Origin of the sequence: Aliamphritea ceti, from assembly GCF_024347215.1 — a bacterium.
Lineage (GTDB): Bacteria > Pseudomonadota > Gammaproteobacteria > Pseudomonadales > Balneatricaceae > Amphritea > Amphritea ceti.
In genome coordinates this window covers 3064853-3088188 of sequence record NZ_AP025282.1, presented here as the reverse complement: position 1 = coordinate 3088188, position 23336 = coordinate 3064853, and the positions used below count along the sequence as shown (strand labels likewise).

General features: G+C 46.7%; 18 protein-coding genes and 1 tRNA gene. 11 read left to right on the top strand and 8 right to left on the bottom strand.

Going from position 1 to position 23336, the window contains the following annotated elements:
* Nucleotides 1-169: 169 nt before the first annotated feature.
* A complete protein-coding gene (locus tag OCU49_RS14170) occupies nucleotides 170-835 on the bottom strand; it encodes an OmpW/AlkL family protein (protein ID WP_261841218.1) in 666 nt (221 codons plus the stop codon).
* 363 nt (nucleotides 836-1198) lie between these two features.
* On the opposite strand from OCU49_RS14170, the gene OCU49_RS14165 reads away from it, so the two are divergent.
* The 4 genes from OCU49_RS14165 to OCU49_RS14150 all read left to right on the top strand — a co-directional run bounded on the left by OCU49_RS14165 (nucleotide 1199) and on the right by OCU49_RS14150 (nucleotide 4723).
* A complete protein-coding gene (locus OCU49_RS14165; protein WP_261841217.1) occupies nucleotides 1199-2134 on the top strand; it encodes a DMT family transporter in 936 nt (311 codons plus the stop codon).
* On the top strand, nucleotides 2131-3183 hold the full coding sequence (ada, locus tag OCU49_RS14160; protein ID WP_261841216.1) for a bifunctional DNA-binding transcriptional regulator/O6-methylguanine-DNA methyltransferase Ada: 1053 nt from the start codon (nucleotides 2131-2133) through the stop codon (nucleotides 3181-3183). Before OCU49_RS14165 ends, ada begins: the two co-directional genes overlap by 4 nt.
* A 108-nt stretch (nucleotides 3184-3291) precedes the next feature.
* On the top strand, nucleotides 3292-4317 hold the full coding sequence (locus OCU49_RS14155; RefSeq protein ID WP_261841215.1) for an alpha/beta fold hydrolase: 1026 nt from the start codon (nucleotides 3292-3294) through the stop codon (nucleotides 4315-4317).
* On the top strand, nucleotides 4307-4723 hold the full coding sequence (locus OCU49_RS14150) for a hypothetical protein (protein ID WP_261841214.1): 417 nt from the start codon (nucleotides 4307-4309) through the stop codon (nucleotides 4721-4723). The genes OCU49_RS14155 and OCU49_RS14150 overlap by 11 nt, the downstream gene beginning before the upstream one ends.
* A gap of 4 nt (nucleotides 4724-4727) precedes the next feature.
* Here the strand turns inward: OCU49_RS14150 and mepK are convergent, their stop codons facing one another.
* From mepK to OCU49_RS14135, 3 genes are all read right to left on the bottom strand, one after another.
* A complete protein-coding gene (mepK, locus tag OCU49_RS14145) occupies nucleotides 4728-5318 on the bottom strand; it encodes a peptidoglycan L,D-endopeptidase MepK (RefSeq protein ID WP_261841213.1) in 591 nt (196 codons plus the stop codon).
* A gap of 110 nt (nucleotides 5319-5428) precedes the next feature.
* On the bottom strand, nucleotides 5429-6844 hold the full coding sequence (locus tag OCU49_RS14140) for a L,D-transpeptidase family protein (protein ID WP_261841212.1): 1416 nt from the start codon (nucleotides 6842-6844) through the stop codon (nucleotides 5429-5431).
* A 367-nt stretch (nucleotides 6845-7211) separates the two neighbouring features.
* Nucleotides 7212-8393, bottom strand: coding sequence for a pyridoxal phosphate-dependent aminotransferase (locus tag OCU49_RS14135; RefSeq protein WP_336605337.1), 1182 nt, complete (start codon nucleotides 8391-8393; stop codon nucleotides 7212-7214).
* A 233-nt stretch (nucleotides 8394-8626) separates the two neighbouring features.
* On the opposite strand from OCU49_RS14135, the gene uvrB reads away from it, so the two are divergent.
* The 6 genes from uvrB to OCU49_RS14105 all read left to right on the top strand — a co-directional run bounded on the left by uvrB (nucleotide 8627) and on the right by OCU49_RS14105 (nucleotide 19222).
* Entirely contained in the window at nucleotides 8627-10645 is a 2019-nt protein-coding gene (gene uvrB, locus OCU49_RS14130) for an excinuclease ABC subunit UvrB (RefSeq protein WP_261841210.1), read from the top strand.
* Between the two features lie 170 nt (nucleotides 10646-10815).
* Nucleotides 10816-11529 carry a response regulator gene (locus tag OCU49_RS14125; protein ID WP_261841209.1) on the top strand — a complete coding sequence of 238 codons (714 nt, stop codon included), beginning with the start codon at nucleotides 10816-10818 and terminating at the stop codon, nucleotides 11527-11529.
* 33 nt (nucleotides 11530-11562) lie between these two features.
* The gene (locus OCU49_RS14120; protein ID WP_261841208.1) at nucleotides 11563-12822 is read left to right on the top strand and encodes an ABC transporter substrate-binding protein; all 1260 of its coding nucleotides are present in this window, start codon (nucleotides 11563-11565) and stop codon (nucleotides 12820-12822) included.
* Nucleotides 12819-14717, top strand: a complete 1899-nt coding sequence (locus OCU49_RS14115) for a sensor histidine kinase (RefSeq protein ID WP_261841207.1) — start codon at nucleotides 12819-12821, stop codon at nucleotides 14715-14717. The genes OCU49_RS14120 and OCU49_RS14115 overlap by 4 nt, the downstream gene beginning before the upstream one ends.
* A gap of 45 nt (nucleotides 14718-14762) precedes the next feature.
* A complete protein-coding gene (gene nosR / locus OCU49_RS14110) occupies nucleotides 14763-16049 on the top strand; it encodes a response regulator c-di-GMP phosphodiesterase, NosR family (protein WP_261841206.1) in 1287 nt (428 codons plus the stop codon).
* A 491-nt stretch (nucleotides 16050-16540) separates the two neighbouring features.
* Nucleotides 16541-19222: a bifunctional diguanylate cyclase/phosphodiesterase gene (locus tag OCU49_RS14105; RefSeq protein ID WP_261841205.1), complete on the top strand. Its 2682-nt coding sequence runs from the start codon at nucleotides 16541-16543 to the stop codon at nucleotides 19220-19222.
* A 57-nt stretch (nucleotides 19223-19279) separates the two neighbouring features.
* On the opposite strand, the gene OCU49_RS14100 is transcribed toward OCU49_RS14105, so the two are convergent.
* The 3 genes from OCU49_RS14100 to OCU49_RS14090 form a co-directional block, all read right to left on the bottom strand.
* Nucleotides 19280-20275, bottom strand: coding sequence for a sensor histidine kinase (locus OCU49_RS14100; RefSeq protein WP_261841204.1), 996 nt, complete (start codon nucleotides 20273-20275; stop codon nucleotides 19280-19282).
* Complete coding sequence (locus tag OCU49_RS14095; RefSeq protein ID WP_261841203.1) at nucleotides 20272-20820, bottom strand: heme NO-binding domain-containing protein; 549 nt, start codon at nucleotides 20818-20820, stop codon at nucleotides 20272-20274. Before OCU49_RS14095 ends, OCU49_RS14100 begins: the two co-directional genes overlap by 4 nt.
* A 106-nt stretch (nucleotides 20821-20926) precedes the next feature.
* The gene (locus tag OCU49_RS14090; protein ID WP_261841202.1) at nucleotides 20927-21799 is read right to left on the bottom strand and encodes a transporter substrate-binding domain-containing protein; all 873 of its coding nucleotides are present in this window, start codon (nucleotides 21797-21799) and stop codon (nucleotides 20927-20929) included.
* A 278-nt stretch (nucleotides 21800-22077) separates the two neighbouring features.
* Between OCU49_RS14090 and OCU49_RS14085 the strand changes: the two genes are divergently transcribed.
* Nucleotides 22078-22154: transfer RNA gene (locus OCU49_RS14085), tRNA-Val, on the top strand.
* A 112-nt stretch (nucleotides 22155-22266) separates the two neighbouring features.
* Here OCU49_RS14085 and OCU49_RS14080 read toward each other — a convergent pair.
* The gene (locus OCU49_RS14080; RefSeq protein ID WP_261841201.1) at nucleotides 22267-23319 is read right to left on the bottom strand and encodes an MBL fold metallo-hydrolase; all 1053 of its coding nucleotides are present in this window, start codon (nucleotides 23317-23319) and stop codon (nucleotides 22267-22269) included.
* Nucleotides 23320-23336 lie beyond the last annotated feature (17 nt).

Here is a 23336-nt window from a genome sequence, read left to right as displayed (position 1 = left end):
TGGTTCCAAAGAGAAGTTAGCGCCAAAGAAACCTTATATAAAGCAACTATAACGAGAATCGATAGAGGGCCGTTGTAGATAGCAACAATAAAAAACCGGCCATAACCGATACCAGGGGAAGTATCATTAAGGCCGGTTTACTGAATCCGTCAGAAAATCAGATGGTCTATTAGAATTTGTAACCGATCATCATAGAAACAACAGTTGGATCAATATCTACATCTACGGTGTATGTGTTTGTACCGTTAGAAATTGTCGCGTCAGTTTGGATATCGATGTAACGTACGGAGCCGTTTAGCTGCCAGTTTTCGCTCAGTTGTACATCGAAGCCTGCCTGTACTGCCAGACCCCATGAATCATCCAGTTTTACGTCATAGCCAGTGAAGTTACCTTCACCTTCTTCGCTGAAGAAAGTAGTGTAGTTAATGCCGGCGCCAATATAAGGGTCGAATGCACCTTCAGTATCGAAGTAGTACACGGCACTTAAAGTAGGAGGCAGTTGTTTAGCTGAGGCAATTTTGCCTTGTCCGGCAAGAGTACCTTTGCCGCTAATGTCATGACTGAAAGGAGTCGCTGCCAGTAATTCGATACCCCAGTTGCTATCTAGCATGTAAGTTGCTGTCAGACCCAGCTGAGTATCGCTGTTTACACTCACGCCGGAACCTGCAACTGCACTGCCATTCAGGGAAACAGCGCTGCTGTCGTCATTCGGGTTAACATTGGTCGCACCCGCGCGGACAATGATATCGCCGGCTTCGTATGCGAAAGCTGGAGCTGTAGTTAGAGTGGCAAGAATTGCGGCTGTTAATCCTAAACGTGCTGCAGAAGTTTTCATGGTGGTGTTCGCTCTGAAATATGTTGGAACTGTATTGAATAGAACCAGTGAAGAAGTTTTTGCTTGGTCGCGGGTTCCTGAACTGGCGCCATTAAACAACAGACCCGCACAAGAAAATTTGATCTGGATTAGTTTTTAGAGCGAATAGGGCAGAGTTATCTGTAAAAATTAACCTAGATCAAGTTTTTCTCTGAAGCGTCTAATCCTTTGGTATGTGGTTGTTATCCATCGCTTTGTTATTTTTAACGGTCACTTTCATTAGCTACAGTAAAAGATTTTGTTTAGAGCGCAAGAAGCTGAGTGTTTTCCTGTGATGACTGACTTACATTGATCATAATCTTGAATGGTTAAAGGAAATATTCCATGAAACAAACAATGAATTTGCAGGAATGGGCACTGCTATTTAGTCTGGCGATTATCTGGGGCGGCTCATATTTTTTTGTTGATGTTGCTCTAGCCCAGTTACCAGTTATCAGTATTGTTACGCTGCGTGTTGCCGGTGCTGCACTGTTTCTTATTCTGTTGGTTTATATTCTGGGGCAGAGGATGCCGGCTACCTGGCATGCATGGCGAGGCATGATGTGCATTGGATTACTGAATAATGCAGCGCCATTTTGTTTGATTGTGTGGGGACAAACGCATATCAGTGGTGGACTGGCATCGGTCCTGATAGCCATGACACCGGTATTCAGTATTCTTGTACTGCGTGGTTTGGGGGTTGAGAAACGTATAGGGGGAGGCAAACTTACAGGCTTGCTATTGGGAATAACCGGTGTGGCTGTGATTATCGGGCCAGATGTCATTGAAGGTTTAAAGGCTGATTTAACTGCTCAACTGGCGATTTTACTGGCTGCATTTAGTTACGCGTGCGCCGGAGTATATGGCAAACGTTTGCAGGGGCGTGGCTTCAGTACCTTAGTGATTACTGCTGGTCAGGTAACGGCATCGACGGTTTTATTATTGCCGGTTGTATTGTGGTTTGATCAGCCCTGGTTGCTGAGTATGCCGGATACCCATGTATTGCTGGCGATAGCGGGGCTGGCATTAATTTGTACGGCACTGGCTTACGTGATTTATTTTCGGATTCTTTCTACAGCAGGCCCAACTAATTTGCTCTTAGTTACTTTTCTGGCGCCGATCAGTGCCATTGCTTTAGGGGCTATTTTTCTGGGTCAGTCTTTCGCCAGCGAGCATTACATTGGGATGGTGTTAGTAGGGGCAGGTTTGTTGGCAATAGATGGCAGAGTCTTTGCTATTTTTACCAGAAAGTCTGAAGTTCATCAGGAGGTTACGAAATGAGTCAGTTGTTATTTACTGATGAGGACAGTCGTTGGCAAGCTGTCTGTGATCGCAATCTTGCTGCTAATGGTCAGTTTTATTATGCAGTTCTGAGCACTGGTATTTATTGTCGTCCTGGCTGTTCTTCCCGCCAGCCACGGCGGGAAAATGTTCGTTTTTATGAAGATACATCAACAGCAGTAGATGCCGGATTTCGTGCCTGCAAACGATGTAAACCGGAACAGAAGTCGGCTTCTGAAGCGCTTATAGAAGTGGTTGTTAATGCCTGCCGGCATATTGAGGCAGCCGAAGATATTGTCGATCTGGCTGAGTTAGCAGAAAATGCCCAGCTGAGTATCTGGCATTTTCAGCGTTTGTTTAGCCGTCTGGTCGGGGTAAGTCCGAAAGCATATCAGCGAAATCATCAGAATAAACGTTTCAGCGAAGCATTACTGGATCAGGCCAGTGTTACTGAGGCGATTTATGCCTCAGGTATAGGCTCCGCGGCATCGGTTTATAGTCATAACCGTCTGGGAATGACACCGTCGCAGTTTCGTAAAGGCGGCAAGGGGCAGCAGATCTATTATTGCACCGGGGCGAGTATATTCGGTCCGCTGGTGATGGCGGTGAGCGCCAGAGGAATTTGTTGTGTAGAGTTCGTTGATTTTGATGCTGACTTGCAACAGGTTTTAGCGGCTCGCTTTCCAGCAGCTCAACTGATTGCCGCAGGAGATGAACTGTCCGATTTACTGATCGAAGTGCTAGCGTTTGTCGATGCGCCAAAGGCTGAATGTGACCTGCCTCTGGATATTAAGGGAACGGCTTTTCAGGAGCAGGTTTGGCAGGCGTTACAGCAGATTCCGGTCGGTGAAACGATGAGTTATAGTCAGCTAGCTGCTGCGATTGGCCAGCCAAAAGCAAGCCGGGCAGTTGCCGGAGCCTGTGGTGCAAATAAGTTGGCGGTAATTATTCCCTGTCATCGTATTGTACGCAGTGATGGTGACTTAAGCGGATACCGCTGGGGCCGAGATAGGAAGCAACAATTGCTGGATACTGAAGAGCAGCTATAGCGCTGGTATCGTTTTAACATAGCCCTGGAATACTTCTGGTAAATAGTAGCGGTATAATTCCGGTGAGATTTTCAGCCTAACAAACAATATAAAAAAACAGGATAGTGAATGTCACAATCAGGCGATTCAGTGATAGCCAGTAAAACACAGAATTATGAGCCGGTAGCAGAACAGTATTCTGAGGCCTGTGGGCTTTACTGGCAGGCGTATGGAGATGTTTCACATCCGCCTCTGATTATGATCAGAGGTTTGGGGTCGCAACTAATTCACTGGCCAGAAACGCTTTTGCAGCGTATTGCAGATGAAGGTTATCGGGTTGTTGTATTTGATAACCGGGATTCTGGTCTGTCAGATAAATTTGATCAGCTTACGGGTCATAATCTTGCTGTACGTTTACAGCAGGCGTGGAAGGGAGAAGTTGTTGAGCCAGCATATACCCTGACAGATATGGCAACAGACGTAGTGCATTTAATGGATCATCTGGATATTTCAAAGGCGCATATATTGGGTGGTTCAATGGGCGGTTTGATTGCGCAGATTTTTGCTGGCAAATGGCCCGAGCGCACGTTGAGTCTGAGTGTGGTATTTTCAACGACACTGGACCGTGAATTGCCCGAAGGTCATGGCCGGCACTTGTTGTATGACGGGAACCAGGCACCGGTGGCAGCTAATCTTAGTTTGCCTGAGTCTGAAGATGCTTTCGCTGCAATGATTAAAGGCTCTGCCGCTGAAAGCCATCTGTTTACAGGTACCGAACACTGTCTGACAAATGAACAGCAGTTAAAGCAGGCTGAGCGGGCCTTGCGTCGATCTTATTGTCCTGAAGGTTATATGCGGCAGTTACTGGCGATACTTTGCCATGAAGATTTACGCTCTGGAAATGCGGGAATTACTGCTCCTACGCTGGTACTACATGGTTCCGATGATCCGGTATTTCCGGTTAGCAGTGGAGAAAGTGTTGCTGACAGTATCGCCAATGCGACCCTGGAGGTTCTTTCAGGCTGGGGACATGATCTACCGGACAGTATGCATGACTGGTTCATAGCAAAACTGAGCAGCTTACTCAGTGATGTTGAAGATTTGGCTGGGGATGTGATTGGGCAATCAGCTGAGGAGCCGGCTGTTGCCGGATAGTCTGGGCGGTAATCCTACGATTACTTGGCTTAAATACAGTTTCTCGGTTGTGTTGTTACTGACGGCAGGATCACTTGTTGTGGACCCTGATTTTCTTGAGCGAGGCTATAAAGCCGTTAGTTGGCTGGATATTTCGATACTGGCTACCAGTACTGTCATTAGCGGAATTGTCACTGTATCGGTGAAATCAGCGGTCCTGAATACGGCGGCTGTTGCGTTGGCCAGAGTAACCGGCATTGTGTCAGTATTTGGACTTATACTGTTGATCGCCGCCGGAACAATTGGCGGCGATTTTAATCTGTCTTCTTCGAACTTTGGTATCGCTGTGTTGTTGGCGATACAGTCCTTATTGGGGCTTTCGGCGTTACTTTGGCCACACCCTACCTGGCCAGCCAATGGCGATTAAGCCGTTATTTACCCCAGCGTCGTACCCGGCCAACATCTAGGTGGACAAAATCACTGCGGGTGTAAAGTCCAACACCGCCACCTTTGACGGCCAGTGCTGCCTGATGAATGTCTTTAACATCGACTCCGGGAATACGGATATCGATAGCCTTACCTTGCATGTGTAAGCTCTTTTTGGCGACCTTAGTGCTGTTCTTGCGCAGCTTTTCGTTGGTTGCCGGTGAACGGTAAGCAGAAATGACATGGATTGGTTTTTGAGTCCCCAGAGCACTACGAACATCGTATAGCAGGTTCAGCAGTTCAGGATTCATGTCGTAGACTTCACCGTTGTGATGGTCACGCAGCAGATAGTTTACATCAGACATTTCGGTGGCAACGAACTGATTACCGCTGAAGAACGTTGTCGAAAGAGACTCTCCGGTATGCAGATGCAAAAAATCCAGCTGTTTATCTTTACCTGAGGCTAACGGCATTTCCTGATTGTCAGATAATGGCAGTTTATTTATCTGTGCAAACGCATTAGGCGCCATTGATAAACCGGTAAAGCCGCTTAGCGTGCGCAAGAATTTTCTGCGACTGTGTAACTGTTTAGACATAATAACGTAGGTACTGCTGATAGATGAATACTACCAGGGCGGCCATATTGGCCGCCCTGAATCATGGATGTGGATTATGCCTGAGAGAGGTCTTTCTGTACATAAAATGATCACTCAGTTTGCGTGTCCAGGCTTTGCTGATGCACTTGCCTGAGAGCTACCTGAGCGGTTTCCAGTGGTGCGGGTACTGAGCTTTTATCTATGATTTCAGCCAGTTGCTGTTGATGTTCCTGCATTTGCCAACGATCCCGTTTATACAAATCTTCGCGAAAATTTAGTGTGCCTTTTGGCGAAATCCAGGCTGTCCAGTAAGTAACGTGTAAGTTAACAGGCTGTTGCAACGGTAATGTCTGCGTACGGGAATGGCTAAGTATAGGTTCGAGTGAAACATCTTCCGGCTCACTCAGGGAAAGCAGGGTATCGGCAAGCTGGCGTGCTTCGGCAACGCGAATACAGCCAGAACTGAAAGCACGGTTGTGTTCATCAAATAATCGCGGTGCGGAGGTGTCATGCAGATAGATAGCGTACTGACTGCGGGATATAAACTTGATACGCCCCAGAGTGTTGCCCATTCCCGGCGGCTCCCAGAGTCGCTGATACTCATTTCCCTGATACATTTTAGTCAGGTCGATTTCTTCAGCGGGAACCGGGCGTGAAGAATTCCAGCCGGCGAGCACCTGCAGGTTTTTTCGTTGCAGGTATTCAGGGTCTTCCTGCCAGCGAGGCAGAATATCTTTAAAGGCGATGCTTTTGGGTACATTCCAGGAAGGGTTAATCACTAATGCCTGAATATGCGTATCAAAAACCGGTGTTTTTCGGGTTTTTCTTCCGACTATGGTTTTCATTTCAAGCAAAAGTTCATTCTGATCGAACAGGCGCAGGCGGAATTCCGGAATGTTCACCTGAATAAAGCGCTGACTGGCTTTGTCTGCAAACTGATTCTGACGATGGATATTCAGTGCCAGTTGCTGAATCCTGTGTGCTGGAGAAATATTAAGCGCTTTACGGCTTTGTGGGCCAAGAATGCCATCGACTTTGATACCGTGACGTTGCTGGAAGTGCTTCAGTGCTTGCTCCAGATGCTGATCAAAGTATTCAGCACTGTTGGCTTTAGTATCAGTATCAGCTGCGTTATCTGAAGTATTGTGCGGGGTTGTATATGGTGCGGTCAGATCGCCAAGCAGTAATAACTGGTGGCGCATGATTGCCAAATCAGGATGGTTATCTTCCAGGCGTAAAAGTTTGTTCGTTTTCCGCAATACAGGCCAGGGTAAGGTATTAAGCGTTTGGTAAAAACCAATGGCTTGCTGGAGTTCTTTAAAGCTGTAAGGCTCTGTATCCAGAGGAGTTATAGCAGGGCGGCTGGATGCATTAACGGAAGCTGTGATGCTGGTCAGAAACAGAAAGAGAATTGCGGATAAGGTATGGCTAAACAGGTCGGAGTGGTCAGTCTTTGGGGGACAGGCAGTTCTGTAAAAGAAAGCTCGGTAAAAGAAAGTACGGTAAAAGAAAGCTCGGCAATACATGACATACTCCTCCCAATGGGGCGAAGCCGGTCAACGACTGTCCGTTATCACGCATGGCGAATAATACGTGCAAAAATGTTGCTGTCAGTGGTCAGTCTTTCCGGTGGCTCCCACAGGTTTACTGCGTATTTACTTCATAGTGGCGAGCAGCTGAGATGTTCCCGGGTCCTGCTGCGGTCTTGCTATGTAGCGGCTAATCACGCTTTCGAAAATGAAAGTTAGTACAGATAAGTACAGTCCGGCTATGGGCTTTCTTCAAGTTATTTCTTGACCGAATGTAAAATGAAACGATTGTTTCTCAAATTTCAGGTAATAAAAAACCGGGCAATTGCCCGGTTTTTTATAGCTGTAAAACTAAGCTTTAGCCTTAGCCTTGCAGTGCTTTCTTGATACGGCCCAGTGCGTCTTCCAGTACTTCCATTGAAGTTGCAAAAGACAAACGCATGTTACCTGGTGCGCCGAATGCAGAACCTGGTACCAGTGCAACACCTGCTTCCATCAGCATGAATTCAGCCAGCGCGATATCGTCTTCGAAACGAGCGTCGTTTTCGATGATTGCATGGAAGCTAGGGAATGCGTAGAAAGTTCCGTCAACGTCCAGGCAGTCAACACCTTCGATTTCGTTCAGTGTGCTTACTACGTAATTGCGACGTTCCTGGAATGCTGTCAGCATTTCGTTAACGCAATCCAGTGAGCCTTCCAGAGCAGCTTCAGCGGCAACCTGAGAGATGGATGTCGGGTTAGACGTGCTCTGTGACTGAATCTTTTTCATTGCGCCGATCAGCTTTGCCGGGCCAGCCGCGTAACCAATACGCCAGCCAGTCATAGAGTAAGCTTTAGATACGCCGTTCAGTACGATGGTACGGTCATACAGTTCAGGGCAAGCATTCAGAATGTTAACGAATGGCTTATCGTCGAACATAATGTGCTCGTACATGTCATCGCTGGCAACCATTACCTGTGGGTGCTTTTTCAGTACTTCGCCAAGCGCTTTCAGCTCGTCCAGTTCATAGGCAACGCCAGTTGGGTTAGACGGGCTGTTCAGAACCAGCAGTTTGGTACGTTCAGTGATTGCTGCTTCCAGCTGTTCAGGCGTCAGCTTGAAACGTGCAGACTGTTCAGTCGTCACGATAACTGGCTTACCTTCACCCATCAGAACCATATCCGGGTAAGACACCCAGTAAGGCGCAGGGATAATAACTTCATCACCTTTGTTCAGCAGAGCCATAGAAAGGTTGAAGAAGCTCTGCTTACCGCCGCATGAAACCAGAATCTGGTTTGCTTCGTAGTCGAAGCCATTATCACGTTTAAACTTTTTAATAATCGCGGTTTTCAGGGCCGGAGTACCGTCAACAGCGGTGTATTTCGTGAAGCCGTTGTTCAGTGCGGTAATTGCTGCGGTTTTAATGTGTTCCGGGGTGTCGAAGTCAGGTTCGCCGGCACCTAGGCCGATAATGTTCTGACCCGCGGCACGCAGTTCGGCAGCACGGTTAGTTACTGCCAGTGTCGGGGAAGGTTTGATACTGTTTACGCGGTCGGAAAGTTGCATATCCAAGCCCATATCCTCTGAAAATGTGGATTTATTCCACGGTCGATTAACCGCACAATCATACCGGAAAGCGACATGTGGAATCATCCCCCTGAAAGGTAAAAAAACGACATATTTCTGAAATATGGCAGTGTTTTTTAAAATCAGGGGACACATTCGTTTGTCCCGCTTTCTGCCAGCCGGGTATAATGCCGGATTGTCTCAATCTTCTGTGGTACAAGCGAAATTACATTATGAAGCAACGCTTTCAGGTAAAGTCGAATTTTCAGCCTGCCGGTGATCAGCCGGCAGCGATCGAAGGTCTGGTAACAGGCATCAATGCAGGACTGACCTCACAGACTTTACTTGGGGTAACAGGCTCAGGTAAAACTTTCACTATTGCGAATGTTATTGCTGAGTTACAGCGGCCAACAATCGTGATGGCGCATAATAAAACACTGGCGGCTCAGTTATATGGTGAGTTCAGAGAGTTCTTTCCGAACAACTCAGTTGAGTATTTCGTTTCCTACTATGATTACTATCAGCCAGAAGCCTATGTACCTTCTTCAGATACTTTCATTGAGAAAGATGCCTCAATAAACGATCACATTGAACAGATGCGACTTTCAGCGACTAAAGCTTTGCTGGAGCGAGAAGATGCGATCATTGTTGCGACCGTTTCAGCGATTTATGGTCTGGGTGATCCTAAGTCTTATCTGGGTATGATGCTGCACCTTGACCGTGGTGATGAAGTTGATCAGCGCTTTATTTTGCGCCGCTTAGCCGAGCTGCAGTACACCCGTAATGATATCGAATTACACCGGGGCACTTACCGGGTACGTGGCGATGTGATTGATGTGTTTCCGGCTGAATCTGAAAAAGAAGCGGTACGTATCGAGCTGTTTGATGATGAAGTAGAAAATATCAGTTACTTTGACCCATTGACCGGTGAAGTGCTGCGTAAAGTCCCCCGTGCCACGATTTATCCTAAGTCTCACTATGTAACTCCACGGGAAATTCTGGTCGGCGCGGTTGATAAAATCAAAGTTGAATTACAGGACCGGCTTAAACAGTTACGTGATAACGATAAACTGGTAGAAGCACAGCGTCTGGAACAGCGCACCCTCTATGATATGGAAATGATCATGGAGCTGGGTTACTGCTCGGGGATCGAAAACTATTCACGTTATCTGTCAGGTCGAGACCCTGGTGCGGCGCCACCAACACTGTTTGATTATTTGCCAGACAACGCATTATTGGTAATGGATGAGTCACATGTAACTGTGCCGCAGCTAGGTGCAATGTATAAAGGTGACCGTTCGCGGAAAGAAACGTTAGTGGAATACGGTTTCCGTTTGCCTTCGGCACTGGATAACCGGCCGATGCGTTTTGATGAGTGGGAGTCTATCTCGCCTCAGGTGATTTTTGTGTCTGCGACGCCGAGTAAGTATGAAGCAGCGAATGCGGGTCAGGTAGTTGAGCAAGTTGTGCGACCAACGGGGCTGCTTGACCCTGTGGTAGAAGTCCGGCCTGCACAAACACAGGTTGATAATCTGTTAGGTGAGATTAATAAAGTCGCAGCGAATGGCGAACGAGTTATTGTCACTGTTTTGACTAAGCGTATGGCTGAAGATCTAACCGATTATTTAGACGAACATGGTGTAAGAGTTCGTTACCTGCACTCAGACATTGATACCGTTGAACGGGTAGAAATTATTCGTGATTTACGTATCGGTGAGTTTGATGTGTTGGTGGGGATTAACCTGCTGCGGGAAGGTATCGACATGCCTGAAGTTGGTTTAGTGGCAATTCTTGATGCGGACAAAGAAGGCTTCCTGCGTTCTGAAACATCAATGATTCAGACCATTGGCCGTGCGGCGCGAAATATCAATGGCCGGGCAATTCTTTATGCCGACCGTGTAACCGGGTCTATGCAACGGGCGATGGATGAAACAGAGCGTCGTCGTGAAAAGCAGATCGAGCACAATAAGAAGAACGGTATTGTTCCGAAAGGCATTACGAAGTCAGTTGCCGATATTATGGAAGGTGCCGCGTATATTCCTGGCCGTAAGAAGAGTAACAAAGCTTCTAAGAAAGTGGCTGAAGCTACCGCTGAATATACCCTGGATGCATCTAAGTTGAGCGGTGCAGAGTTGGCTAAAGCACTTAGCAAGCTTGAAGATCAGATGTATGAGGCGGCGAAAAATCTGGAGTTTGAGACCGCGGCGCATTTCCGCGACCAACTGGAAAAACTCAAACACAGTGGTTTGTAGATTTTGAATCAGTAAAAAGCCTGGCAGTTGCCGGGTTTTTTTATGTCTGAAATTTGAAGATAAGCATCATACCGGTGTGATTGAGTCCGTTTTGTCACAAATGTCCGATTTGTCTGATAAGTCGCAATTGTCTGAAAATGTTCTATGATAGGAGGCAGCAAGGAGAAACTATGCAGACATTGACCAGTGGTGTAATTGCCAGCTTATGTAACGTGAATCCCCGTACAGTGTTGCGCTGGATTAACAGCGGTAAGCTGAAAGCCTTCCGTTTACCTGGCGGTAACCACCGTATACTTGAAGCCGATTTTATAAATTTTCTGCAGGAAAATAGCTTGCCAATTCCTGCAGAGCTTAACCGAACGGATACTGATACGGCTCAGTCAGCAGATGTTAAAACTGCTGAAAGCCCAGCGAGGCCGAAAGTTCTGATTGTCGATGATGAGAAAGAAGTTCGTCGGGCAATCAGTCGTGTGCTTCGGCCACTGCAGTGGGAGCTGCATGAAGCTGCTGATGGTTTTCAGGCAGGTAGTCTGTTGCTGCAGGAAAAGCCGGATATCGTGCTGCTTGATCTGAGCATGCCAGGTCTGGATGGCTATGAAGTTATTCGATATATCCGGGGTAACCGACAGATTCGTCACTGCCGGATCTTGGTGATATCTGCACTGGCGCCGGCCAAACTGAAACAAGCGCTGGATACAGGAGCTGATGAGGTACTGGCGAAGCCTTTTGATAACCTACAGCTGCGTGAGCGGGTACAAGGCTTATTAAAAGAAAGTTTGTTAAAGGAAAGCTCGTTAAAAGAAAGACCGTTGGCGAAAGGCTCAGTCGCCAAGTCCTCTGAAACAGATAACCCGGATATAAAGAATCGCGAGACTACATCTTGAATTAAGCAGGCTGCTTAGTATGGAGTAATCGATATGCTGATACGTTTAATCATTTTTTTGATGCTGTGCTGTATGGCTTTACCACTGATTGCACAGACAGATGCTGAGACTGAACAATCGTCAGAAGCCGGGGCCGGGGCGCAACAAAAACTGATGCGTTTGTATATTGATGCAGATAACAGTATTTCCAGAAATGCGACTCAGTCGATTTACAGGGGTATTTATACCGCACTGCAAGAGCATGATTTTCAGCTGCAAGGCTATCAGTTTGAAATAGTTATTCGAGATCACCGGGGTAACTCATCCCGTAGTAAGGTTAACCTGAAATCCTTCTTAGAGGATGATCAGGGGTTACTGGTATTTGGTGGATTGCATTCACCGCCTCTGTTGGCCAACAAAGCATTTATTAATCAGCAAAAGATTCTTTTGCTTGATCCCTGGGCGGCAGCGGCGCCCATCACCCGCAGTAACGGCGTTGATAACTGGATTTACCGGTTGTCCGTAGATGACAGCAAAGCCGGGGAGTTCATAACCGCTCACGCGGTTGATGAAGAAGGTTTTAGGCAGCCGTATTTGCTATTGGAAAATACTGGCTGGGGACGTTCAAATGAAAAAAACATGCTCAAGGCGTTGGCTGACAGAGGTATAGAAGTAGCAGGCATTGGTTGGTTTAACTGGTCATTGGGTAAGTACAACGCCAAAACAATGTTGAGACAAGCCAGGCAATCCGGTGCTGATGTGATTTTTCTGGTGGCGAATGCCCCTGAAGGTAAGGTTCTGTTACAGGCAATGGCGGAGGATCCTTCACTGAGTTTACCCGTACGTAGCCATTGGGGCATCACCGGCGGTGATTTTGCCATCGATGTTTCCGCTGAAGCGCGAGCGCTTGCTGATCTGAAGTTTATCCAGACCCGTTTTTCATTTTTTGAATTGCCACGGGCGCCATTAGCTGAGCAGGTCTTGCAGCAGGCACGAATAAACTTTGATGGTTTAGTCAGCCCCAGAGATATAAAAGCTCCAGCCGGTTTTATACATGCTTATGATCTTACCCGGGTATTAATTGCGGCTATTCAGCAGGCAGGATTGAGCGGTGACGTAGTCACCGACCGTGCCAATATTCGTGATGCGTTAAATAACTTACAAGTATCCGTAAAAGGCCTGATAAAGACCTATAAACAGCCTTTTACAGCTTATCTTCCACAACGGCCGGATGCCCATGAAGCCCTCGGGCTGAGTGATTTGCGCATGGCGTACTTCAATCAGCAGGGCAATATCATTCTGGAGTCTGAATGAATATGTCGGTAGAGCAAAGATCAGAACGAAAGTCTGGTAAAACTCTCAGATCAAATAAGCCGCGTAAACCCAGTATTGCCCGGGGCGTCGCACGTTTGACGGCGTTAAGTATTGCGGTGATGGGCATATTGGTGGTGTTGCTTGTCGGGTTACGGGTTAATGGCGTGATGCAGCAGCTGAGAGAAGATCATTTACAGCATGAAAGCCAGATACTGGTGGCAGAGTTTGATCGTTTTCTGGCTAACCAGCTGGTGGTATTGCGTGATCATGCTGCATTTCCTGTGATGCGTCAGGGGGTGTTACAGCCAGAGTCAATGCAGGGGTATGTTAGTGATTTTATGCAAAATCTGTCTGTACTTGGTCGTCAGTACAAAGAGACACTGGTGGACTTTCAAGGTCGAACCGTTTTTTCTACTAAACCAGAATTAGAAGCTGATTACAGCCATAAGCCATGGATGCAAAAAGTCATCAGTGGTGAAGTTGCAGAGTTAGTCATGTTGCATCCCATTGGTGATGAATATTACTGGTGCATTGTTATTCCTGTGGAATACCAGGGGTTTGTGGAAGGGGCGTTAGTTACAGAGGTTCCACTGAGTGCTATGAGCAATGCTTATCAGCTGAATGAGCGCATCAGTGATATGCATATTCGTTTGATGCAGGGTAGTAAAGAAATCGCGCATTACGGGCAGCCGCAAGCAGATTCAGCCGTGTACGTGGCTGACTGGCCAGCCCAGAATTTGCAGTTTGAGTTTCAGGTTGATGACACTTTATTGCGCCAGCAGCGCTGGGAAATTTTGTTGCAGCTGGTTGTGCTGGTGGCCTCGGTAGCGACGGTGATGGTGTTGCTGGCATACCGTTGGGGGCAGAGAGCTATCGCCAAACCTATTTTATATTTACAGCAGGAAATTCGTCGCTTAAGCATTAAGAAGAATAAAGATCCTATTGATGAGACCAGCGCCTGGCGAGAAGTACAGGATGTAGCGAAAGGTTTTAACCGGTTGTTGCGACGTATTGATCAGCGGGAGCAGCAGCTAAAAAGTTCTAATCAGGATTTAGCGCACATCAACCAGCAATTACAGCAGAGTCAGGACCAGTTAGTACACGCCGAGAAGATGGCAAGCCTGGGTACGCTGGCGGCTGGAGTTGCTCATGAGATTAATAATCCGATCGGTTACGTCAAAAGTAACCTGGCAACTTTGGAAGGCTACCTAGAATCTATTCTGCGTTATCAGCAATACATCGATAAACACAGCCCTGAATGGTTAGATGCTTTGCCTGAGCAGCGAAGTAAATTGGCAGAACTACGCCATGCTGCTGATATTGGTTACATCATAGAAGACGCACCACAACTGATTCGTGAGTCGAAGTCAGGTGTTGAGCGGGTTGCAGATATAGTGACTAACCTGAAGAGTTTTGCGCACGTCGGCGAAGCCGAAATGGCCCGGGTAGACATGAATAAGATCATTCAGGACACCCTTAAAGTGATTTGGAATGAGCTGAAATACAAAACCAATGTATATGAAGACTATGGTGATTTGCCGGAGATAGATGCTAATGCCGGACAGTTTCAGCAAGTTATTATCAACTTACTAATGAATGCGGTGCAGGCGATAGATGCCAAGGGTGAAATTTTTATAGCCAGCCGTTTTTGTGATGACAACATTATTATCAGTGTACGTGATACAGGTTGCGGGATTGCGGCCGAAAACATGAAAGACTTGTTCACGCCCTTCTATACCAGTAAAAAGGTAGGTGAAGGGACCGGACTTGGCCTCTCGATCAGCCATGGCATCATCGAAAAGCATGGTGGCAGTATTAAGGTGATCAGCCAGCCAGGTAAGGGAACTGAGTTCAGAATTTATTTGCCTGTTAAAGCAAACCGGCAGGCAGAGTAGGAACTTAGCTGGTAACACCAGTTTTTCAGACAGACAGGGAGCGGCATGGATACTGAGTACAGATCGATACTTCTGGTAGATGATGATCCTGAATACCTTACAGCACTGCAACGTTTGCTGGAATCGACGGGGCATCAGATTCACTGTGCCGACTCAGGTGAAGCAGGTTTAAACATATTGTCGGATACTCCAATGGATCTGGTGATCAGCGATATGAACATGCCGAATATGAGTGGCGATGAGTTTCTTAGTGAGGTCGCCGCCAATTGGCCAGAAACTGAACGTATAGGCATGACCGCCTCGGTAGAGTCAGAAGTCACTGTGCGGGCAATCAATAAAGGTAAAGTCAGTCGCTTTCTGCTTAAACCCTGGGACGATGATGAAATGCTTGAAGCCGTCGAAAAGTGTCTGCGGCTTGGCAAGTTGAAGCGGGAAAACGAACAGCTCCATGAACTTACCTTAACGAACAACAAACAGCTTAAAAAACTCACCCATAAGCTGGCAGGCGCAGTTGAAGACAGGACTGCACGTTTGCTGCATAGCCATACGGAACTGAAAAGCAGTTATCGCTTAGTTGTACGGATGTTTTCGGCATTAACTGCACGCCGTCTTGGCCAGTTAGCTGAAGACAATGTTCGCCTTAATGAACTGATGGTAACAGTAGCTAAACTAAGCCCGCTGAAAGGGGGAGACTTAAAGCAACTGTATTATGCCTGGCAACTGCGTAATATTGGCAAACTTAGCTTTGATGATCAGCTAATTAAACCCGCATATTTACAGCTTGCACCCGCCCGACAGCGGTTGTTTCAGCGCCATCCTTTGCTGGCTCAGGCACAAATTATGTTGGTAAAGCCGCTATATGATGCCGGTAAAGTTATCAGCCAGCATAAAGAGTATCTGGATGGCAGTGGCTATCCTAATGGCCTGAAGGGCGATGATATTAATCTTGGAGCGCAGTATCTTTGCGTCGTGAATGATTATGTAGAGCTGGTTAATGGGCGCTATTCTGAACGGGCTTACAGTACTGCTGAAGCTATTCACTATATGCATGAAACTGCCGTTGAACGTTATAACCCCGAAGCGTTGCAAACACTGGTAACTGCCTTACAGGAATTAAGCAGTAAAGGTGCGACGCTGAAAGACGAATATGTTGGCAGTGTTGAGCTTAAACCGGGTATGAAGCTCACCAGAGACCTGCTCAGTGAACAGCATGTGTTATTGCTCAGTGCCGGCATGGTCATGGATGAAGTGGCAATTGAGCGCTTGCGGGAGATGGAGTTTAATCTCGGCGAACACTTCAGAATATATATTCAGCAGCGCCGTGCTGGTTAACATAGCCTTATCTGAATAAATCTTATCGATGCCAGGCATATGAAAACAGGCTTTATGAATCGTCAACCTGTTGAACATGATTTATTAAATGAATATGCCTTAAATGCTGACAAGGTTTACCTCTTGGCAGTTTTTCTAATGAGTTTGCTTAACAGTTTGATTTTACGGCAAGAGATACCCAGTCTGGTGAGTTATCTGTCTGTCGTGGAGGATAAACACAGCATATCGTTGTACGCTTAGTTTTAAGTTCATGTAAATACGCCCGGGCAGTGCAGCAATGGCCGTTTGCCGGAAACACGGGAAGTTGAATGGGTGTTGTTAAACATCTGGATTCGTTCCCGGAGCAGTACTATGCATGCAGTTACAGCATTTTATGTTTTCTCAAATTGTACCTTGATCCATTCTGTTAGCTTAAACGTATCATCGGCAAAGCTTTTGGAGGGGGTCTTATGTTAACGCGAATTCAACCGGTCAGTTCATAAGCCTGCGTCATGAAGCTTAAAAATATACAGCTTTCCCTTGCCTTTCTTTGCCTGCTGACTGTGCTTGGCAGTTTTGCCGGCTATGTCTGGTTGCTCGAAACCGACGCCGTCTATCAGTCTAAGGAACGGGCAGATCATTACGTTGATAAAGTAAACGCAGAACTGGATGCTTATTTGCGTGCTCAGTCACGTCAGCTTAGTCTGCAGGCCAGCCTTTCCGAGGTAAAAAACTTCTATACCCAGTCAGGTAATGACCCGACCCCTGTACTCAACCGTATTTGTGAAATTAATGCCGCCGCATTGTGCTATCTGATGGACCTGGATGGTTACATGGTTGCCGTTAATGATAATCCTCTGAAGCAAAAGATTCTGGGCGATAACTTTGCCTACCGGCCATATTTCAAGCGAGCACTTTCGGGCATTTCTTCTATTTACCCTGCGTTGGGTTACCGGACGAAAAAGCGTGGATTGTATTTTTCCCATCAGGTACGTGAAGACCAGGGCCAGTTACTGGGTGTGATCGTCAATAAAATTGATATCAGTGGCTTAGAACAACGCTTCACAGACGCGCCGGGAAAAATAGTATTACTCTCTCCCGATAGCATTGTTATGGCTTCAAACATTCGTGAGTGGCTCTATAAGAGCATGAATCCACTGGATAACTGGCAGCAGCAATTACTGGCTAATGGTCGTCAGTTTGGTGAAAAAGTTACCGAAACATTGCCTTTTGTGTGGGAAGCCGGCTCTTCAGAAGTGACTGATGAGTTTGGTAATACCTACCGGGTATCCGTAGCTGAAATAGAGTTGCTGCCCGGTTGGCGATGGTTGTATCTGGAAGATGAGAATTACTTGCCTTCCAGCCATTTCACAGATTTTTCAGTGCTACCTATGCTGGCTTTAATAGCGCTGATTTTAATCATGGTTATCTGGATGCTGGTAAATAAAGGGCGCTTTTATATTGCTCAGATGACTAATAGCATTAATGAGTTGCAGATAAGTGAAGCGCGTTTACGTCAGCTTACCCAAACGACAAGTGAAGCCGTTCTGATGCACCGTGGTAGCCAGATTATCGATTTTAATGAAATTGCGGAGGGCTTGTTTGGTTATTCCCGCGATGAACTGTTAAGTATCGAAATGATGGATTTATGGGGAAGTGCTCAGGTTGGATTGGTACTTAAAGCGATGGCAAATGGTGAACAGCATATCGAAGCTGAAGCTGTTCGTCGGGATGGCATGAGTTTTCCGGTTGAGCTGAATACGAAACAAATTCAGCTTGATGATGGCCCGGCAACAATTATCAATTTGCAGGATATTACTGTTCGGCGTCAGCGGGAAAAACTGGTGCGTTATCAGGCGCAGTTCGATGCACTGACGAACTTACCTAACCGAACACTCATGACGCAGCGTCTTGAGCGTGCAGTCGGCAGGGCTATTTTGAGTGATAGTTTTGTCGTCTTGATGTTTATCGATCTGGATGACTTTAAAAAGATCAATGACAGCCTGGGACACAAAGTTGGTGATGAACTTCTGATATCTGTGTCTCAACGTTTGCAGGACGTGATTCATGAAGAGGATACCTTAGCCCGCTATGGTGGCGATGAGTTTATCCTGATTCTTGAAAATCAGGAAAGCCAGGCCGATGCAGAAGTTGTAGCCCGTAAAATTCTGGTAGCGTTGGCGATGGAGTTTCGTTTACAGGGCCGCAGTTACTTTATTTCAGGCAGTATTGGTTTGGTCGTTGCCCCGCAGGATGGCACTCAGCCGGAAGAGCTGCTGAAAAAGGCTGACACTGCTATGTATCATGTGAAAGCGGAAGGGCGGAATAATTTCGCTTTTTACGTGCCGGAAATGAATAACGAAATTACCGACCGTCTTGAAGTAGAAGACCAGTTACGGGGTGCTCTTGAACGGGGTGAAGTCTACCTTAATTATCAGCCTATTTATTCATTCAAAGAACAGCGTTTACTTGGTGCTGAAGTACTGGTGCGATGGAATAATGAGCAACTGGGCATGGTACCTCCGGATGTCTTTATTCCAGTGGCAGAACAAACCGGTCTGATCGTACCTCTGGGGGAATGGATTCTTAGCAATGCCTGCCGTGAGGCAAAGGCATGGAGTGACCAGCTCAAGGGCGAATTTACGCTGGGTGTTAACGTATCACCGCGTCAGTTTAAAGATGGTCATATCGTTCAGGAGTTGCATCAGGCACTGGACGAAAGCGGTTTTCCGGCTCATCAGTTAGTGCTGGAGATAACCGAAGGTTTACTGGTTAAGCACGATGCTAATACTGAATCGATATTACAGCAGGTTAAGAACATGGGGATATTCCTTTCCATGGATGACTTCGGGACCGGCTATTCATCGCTAAGTTATCTGAAGCAATTCCCGTTTGATGTGGTCAAGATCGACCGGAGTTTTGTTCGGGATCTTGCTATCGACCCGAGTGATCAGAAGCTGATTCTTGCGTCTATCGCAATGGCCAAGGGGTTAGGGCTGAAGGTTGTTGCTGAAGGTGTTGAAGACGAGTATCAGTATGATTTCCTTCATACCGCGGGCTGTGATGCTGTACAGGGATACCTACTGGGACACCCAATGTCAGCAGAAGCCTTTGCCGAACAGGTGGTGAGTACGCCTACATTTGAGAATCCAGTTTCTGCACGTGCCCGTCGATCGCAGGAAGCCAGCGTCTGAAGTCTATCAATACTAAGTGCATGAAGCACTCGTAGTGGCAGGGCTTTTCGTTGGCTTTTAACTAAGTTGTTCCGGTGCTGCAACGGTATCAGGAGGAGAGCTTTCTGCTCGTTTAAGTGGCAGGTAAATACTGAAGCGGGTGCCCACGCCAGGTTTACTGGCAACGCTCAGGCGCCCCTGATGATCCTTAATAATTGAATAGCTGATCGACATACCCATACCTGTCCCTTCGCCAACTGGCTTAGTGGTAAAGAAGGGGTCGAACAATGACTTAATGACATCTTCATCCATGCCGCAGCCGTTGTCAGTAATCTTAATCAGGGCTTCATTGCCTTCTGTTTTAGTCTCAATACGCAGGGTTGGCCGTTTGCTGTTTTTCATAGCATGGCAGGCATTAACAATAATATTCAGGAAGGTTTGATTCAGCTCGTTAGCTTTACCTGGTAATAGCGGTAATTTAGAGAAGTGCTTTTCAACAGTGACTGTATCCTGCAACTGACTGTTGAGTATCTTTAACGTGCTTTCCAGTCCATCGACAATATCGACGCTTTCCCAGTCGGTATCCTGTGAATGAGCGAAACGGCGTAGGTTTTGCACGATATCTTTCATCCGATCCAGGCCTTCCTGGGAATCTTTTAAAAGTTCGACAATGTCTTCGCTGATAAAGGTCAGGTCTTCCGCTTCGATCAGCTCGCTAAGCGCCTGTTTATGTTCAGGCTTGAGTTGCTCATCGGTCTGCCAGGTTTGAGCCAGTTTGAGAAGCTTCTGATAGCCTTCAATATAGCTGTGCAGGCTGCCCAGATTGCTGTAAACAAAGGCCAGCGGATTATTAATTTCGTGTGCGACACCGGCAGACAGCGTGCCTAAGGTCGCGAGTTTTTCATTTCGCAGGATAATGTTGTGCTGCTCCTGCAACTGGCGGTTAGTTTCTTCCAGTTGCTGGTGCTTCATGAACAGTTCGCGGCTTTTATCGTCCAGCAGCTGCTCGGCTTCCAGCCGGGCAGATTTTTCACGGGCATAAGCTTTTTTATAAGCTTCTGCTTCATCACTCATGATGCTGGTCCGTTAAATTTGATGATCAGGTCACAATGATCCGCCCCCTGATGAGTACAAACCGGATGGGTCATTTCTATGGATTCTTTATACCGACTGGCCGCCCCGCGAATCAGGCCTTCCGCCAGCAGACAAAGCTGGCGGGGGGAGCGGTACTCCATTACCAGTGTATTGGCCTCGGGTTCACGGTAACTGATAGTTGGTAAGTCAGGAGATTCGTAGAGTTTGCGAACTTCAACATGGATAACCGAATCAATACTCTTCAGGAAGTCCTTTAAGGTTGCCTGGGTTTCCAGAAATACAGGATAGCGGCGGGCTAACTGATCAAACAAAAACTCTCCAAATGCACCGACAACCGCTTCAGCGGGTAGCTCCAACCGGGCGGATACTTCGCCTACCAGAGCAAAGAGTTTGTCGTCCGGATAACTCTTGCCCGCGGTGTAAACGCCATCCTGACCTAGTTTGTCGAGAATATCGTTCCAGGCCATCATGCCGCACTTATCAATAACCATCTCTTCGAGAATGTTGAAGATAACACCTTTCATACACGTCCTCCTGACGTAGCTATTCACCTATATCATTTAAATATAACGGGAATTCAGATAATTGCAGTACGTTAATTACCCATAACGGGGCTCAGGTACCGGTGTCTTAATCTGCCTGAAAAGCTTCTTCAAGCCACCAACCTATATTGGGGCGGGGAAGACCTCGGGGGAGGTCAGGATTATTGAGTATAAAGATGCGCCGTTTCTGAAAGCGAGCTTTGTTTATCATCGCCCGGTGATGCTGCATAAACAACTGATGAAAAGAACCATCGGCTTCAGCCAGTTCAAGGCCTCTGCGTAAGCGATCTGCCAGGGCATGATTGTTTTTATTCACATAAAAGAACACCGGATAAGGGTAATACAGTGCAAAGCCCTGGTCGGCAGTTAATTGCGGAAATGTCTGCTTACGCTCATTCAGTTCTTTATATATCTCGTTAACGCCCCGGGGGAAGTAATCAAAGCGCCGGGCATTCAGCATTGAAAACAAATTGGGGTAGCGGGGCACGCCAATCACTGGAAGTTTATTTGCTTCCAAAATCGACATATCTGCCCAGTGACTGCCAAAGCCTGCTTTTAGTTTACGCAGATCATCCAGCGTTTTGATATCTGTAAATGTATCAGCGCTATCGTGGTGAATCATAGCGATTCGGTAACCCAGAATACCCTGCAGGATCGGAATTTTGACCGACAGAAAGCGGGCTTCGCGATCTTTTGTGGCAGCGAGAAAGGCAATGTTAATACCCTGGCGCATTTCAAGAGATTTTAAGCCCCGGTTCTGTGTTATAGCTTGAGTGGTGGGTTCAAGCAGATATGCGCCATCAGTTGCAGCGGTTTTATCCAGCGCAAGTTTCATCAGCTCGAAACGGTAGCTATACCGGCTATTGGTCTGAAAGTACTTCATTGTCAGGGGCGCACTGGACACCGGGGTACCGAACAGCAAAAGCAGTACACAGGTCAGAGAGCGAACAGCAGCAATCATAGAGCAACCTGTTAGATAAATGCTTCAGCGATCTGGTATAGGGAGTGAGCATGGCAGGTACAAGACATATGTCAGTAACCTTCATGTACTCAGTAAAGCAACAATATGTGCTGAGCATTTAGCTGAGTGTATGGGGTGTTTTGTGAGCCACAGCTGAATTACTACAGCGCATGGCGTGAACGAATAAAAATGTGTCTTAATCAGAAGCTTAAGTTGTTCAAACTCAGACAAAAACTGCTTGCGTCCAACAATGATTTGCCTATAATACGACCCACTTCAGGACTATAGCTCAGTTGGTTAGAGCGCTACCTTGACATGGTAGAGGTCCCCAGTTCGAATCTGGGTAGTCCTACCAAATACTAATGAGAACAGCCGCTAACGGATCATGCCGAGCGGCTGTTTTTGTTTGTGTCTCTGAACAACTTTTTTGTGAATCTTCTTCGTCAATATGTCTACAGGGCCGTTATTTATAATCGGTCCGCTTGTGCTAACAATGTATTGGACAGGTTATAAGGGACGCCTACATCCAGGGTTATAAAGGATGATGCTGCAATTCCTGCTTTTAGCTTAGCTCGTTCGAGGAGTTCTACAGGCTCATTACGGGGTTCTGCACTTAGCTGGAATGTTCCAAAGTGCATGCCGATTGATACTTTTGCATTAAGGTCTTTGTGTGCCTGTACTGCTTCATCTGGGTTGAGATGAACAGGTTTAAACATGATTCTTGGTGAATATGCACCCAGTGGTAAAAAGGCCACATCCACGGAGCCGAAGCGTTCGAACGTACGCTTATAATGGTCGGCATAACCGGTGTCGCCGCCAAAGTAGATTTTCTTTTTGCCTACTTCAAATAAGAAACCTCCCCAAAGAGTGGTGTTTCTGTCAGTTAACGAACGGCCTGAGTTGTGCTGAACATCAAGAAACCAGAGTTTGAAATTTTTATCTACCTGAGCGCTTTGGCCCCAGTCCATTTCTGTAACATTGCTTGTGTTTTCTAGTATCTGGCTAACTCCCAGGCCTGTAAATATTTGGGGGGTGTCTCTTTCAATAAGCGTATTTACAGAGTCCAGATCGAAATGATCATAATGGTTATGGCTAATTACGATGGCATCAATTTTAGGTAAGTTTTTAAGGGCTATGCCGGGCTTGTGAACACGCTTAGGGCCGATGAACGATACAGGGCTGGCTCTTTCTGAGAATACTGGGTCTGTCAATATATTATAGCCACCCGACTGGACTAGAAGGGTAGCGTGATTGATAAATGTAATACGAACATTGTCACCATCAACTCGTTCAAGTGGTGACTCATCAACAGCAGTATTTACTTGCTCAGGCCAGGTTGCTCTTTCAAAATCTGTGGTTAAGCTCGTCCATACGATTTCCCAAAAAGTATGCGTTTGTGCATGACTATAGTTGTTAAATTCGCCTTCTTTAAAGTGGGAAGACTGTTCCCTTACGTCGCCTTCACCGGTGATACAGGATGCTAAAAAAATGCTAAAAAAAGTAATAATGACTGCTTTCACTGTAATGGACTCGCTTT

Coding starts and splice junctions, on each gene's coding strand:
- OCU49_RS14170 (WP_261841218.1), bottom strand. CDS start 835: ATGAAAACTTCTGCAGCACGTTTAGGATTAACAGCCGCAATTCTTGCC.
- OCU49_RS14165 (WP_261841217.1), top strand. CDS start 1,199: ATGAAACAAACAATGAATTTGCAGGAATGGGCACTGCTATTTAGTCTG.
- ada (WP_261841216.1), top strand. CDS start 2,131: ATGAGTCAGTTGTTATTTACTGATGAGGACAGTCGTTGGCAAGCTGTC.
- OCU49_RS14155 (WP_261841215.1), top strand. CDS start 3,292: ATGTCACAATCAGGCGATTCAGTGATAGCCAGTAAAACACAGAATTAT.
- mepK (WP_261841213.1), bottom strand. CDS start 5,318: ATGTCTAAACAGTTACACAGTCGCAGAAAATTCTTGCGCACGCTAAGC.
- OCU49_RS14140 (WP_261841212.1), bottom strand. CDS start 6,844: ATGTATTGCCGAGCTTTCTTTTACCGTACTTTCTTTTACCGAGCTTTC.
- OCU49_RS14135 (WP_336605337.1), bottom strand. CDS start 8,393: ATGCAACTTTCCGACCGCGTAAACAGTATCAAACCTTCCCCGACACTG.
- uvrB (WP_261841210.1), top strand. CDS start 8,627: ATGAAGCAACGCTTTCAGGTAAAGTCGAATTTTCAGCCTGCCGGTGAT.
- OCU49_RS14125 (WP_261841209.1), top strand. CDS start 10,816: ATGCAGACATTGACCAGTGGTGTAATTGCCAGCTTATGTAACGTGAAT.
- OCU49_RS14120 (WP_261841208.1), top strand. CDS start 11,563: ATGCTGATACGTTTAATCATTTTTTTGATGCTGTGCTGTATGGCTTTA.
- OCU49_RS14115 (WP_261841207.1), top strand. CDS start 12,819: ATGAATATGTCGGTAGAGCAAAGATCAGAACGAAAGTCTGGTAAAACT.
- nosR (WP_261841206.1), top strand. CDS start 14,763: ATGGATACTGAGTACAGATCGATACTTCTGGTAGATGATGATCCTGAA.
- OCU49_RS14105 (WP_261841205.1), top strand. CDS start 16,541: ATGAAGCTTAAAAATATACAGCTTTCCCTTGCCTTTCTTTGCCTGCTG.
- OCU49_RS14100 (WP_261841204.1), bottom strand. CDS start 20,275: ATGAGTGATGAAGCAGAAGCTTATAAAAAAGCTTATGCCCGTGAAAAA.
- OCU49_RS14095 (WP_261841203.1), bottom strand. CDS start 20,820: ATGAAAGGTGTTATCTTCAACATTCTCGAAGAGATGGTTATTGATAAG.
- OCU49_RS14090 (WP_261841202.1), bottom strand. CDS start 21,799: ATGATTGCTGCTGTTCGCTCTCTGACCTGTGTACTGCTTTTGCTGTTC.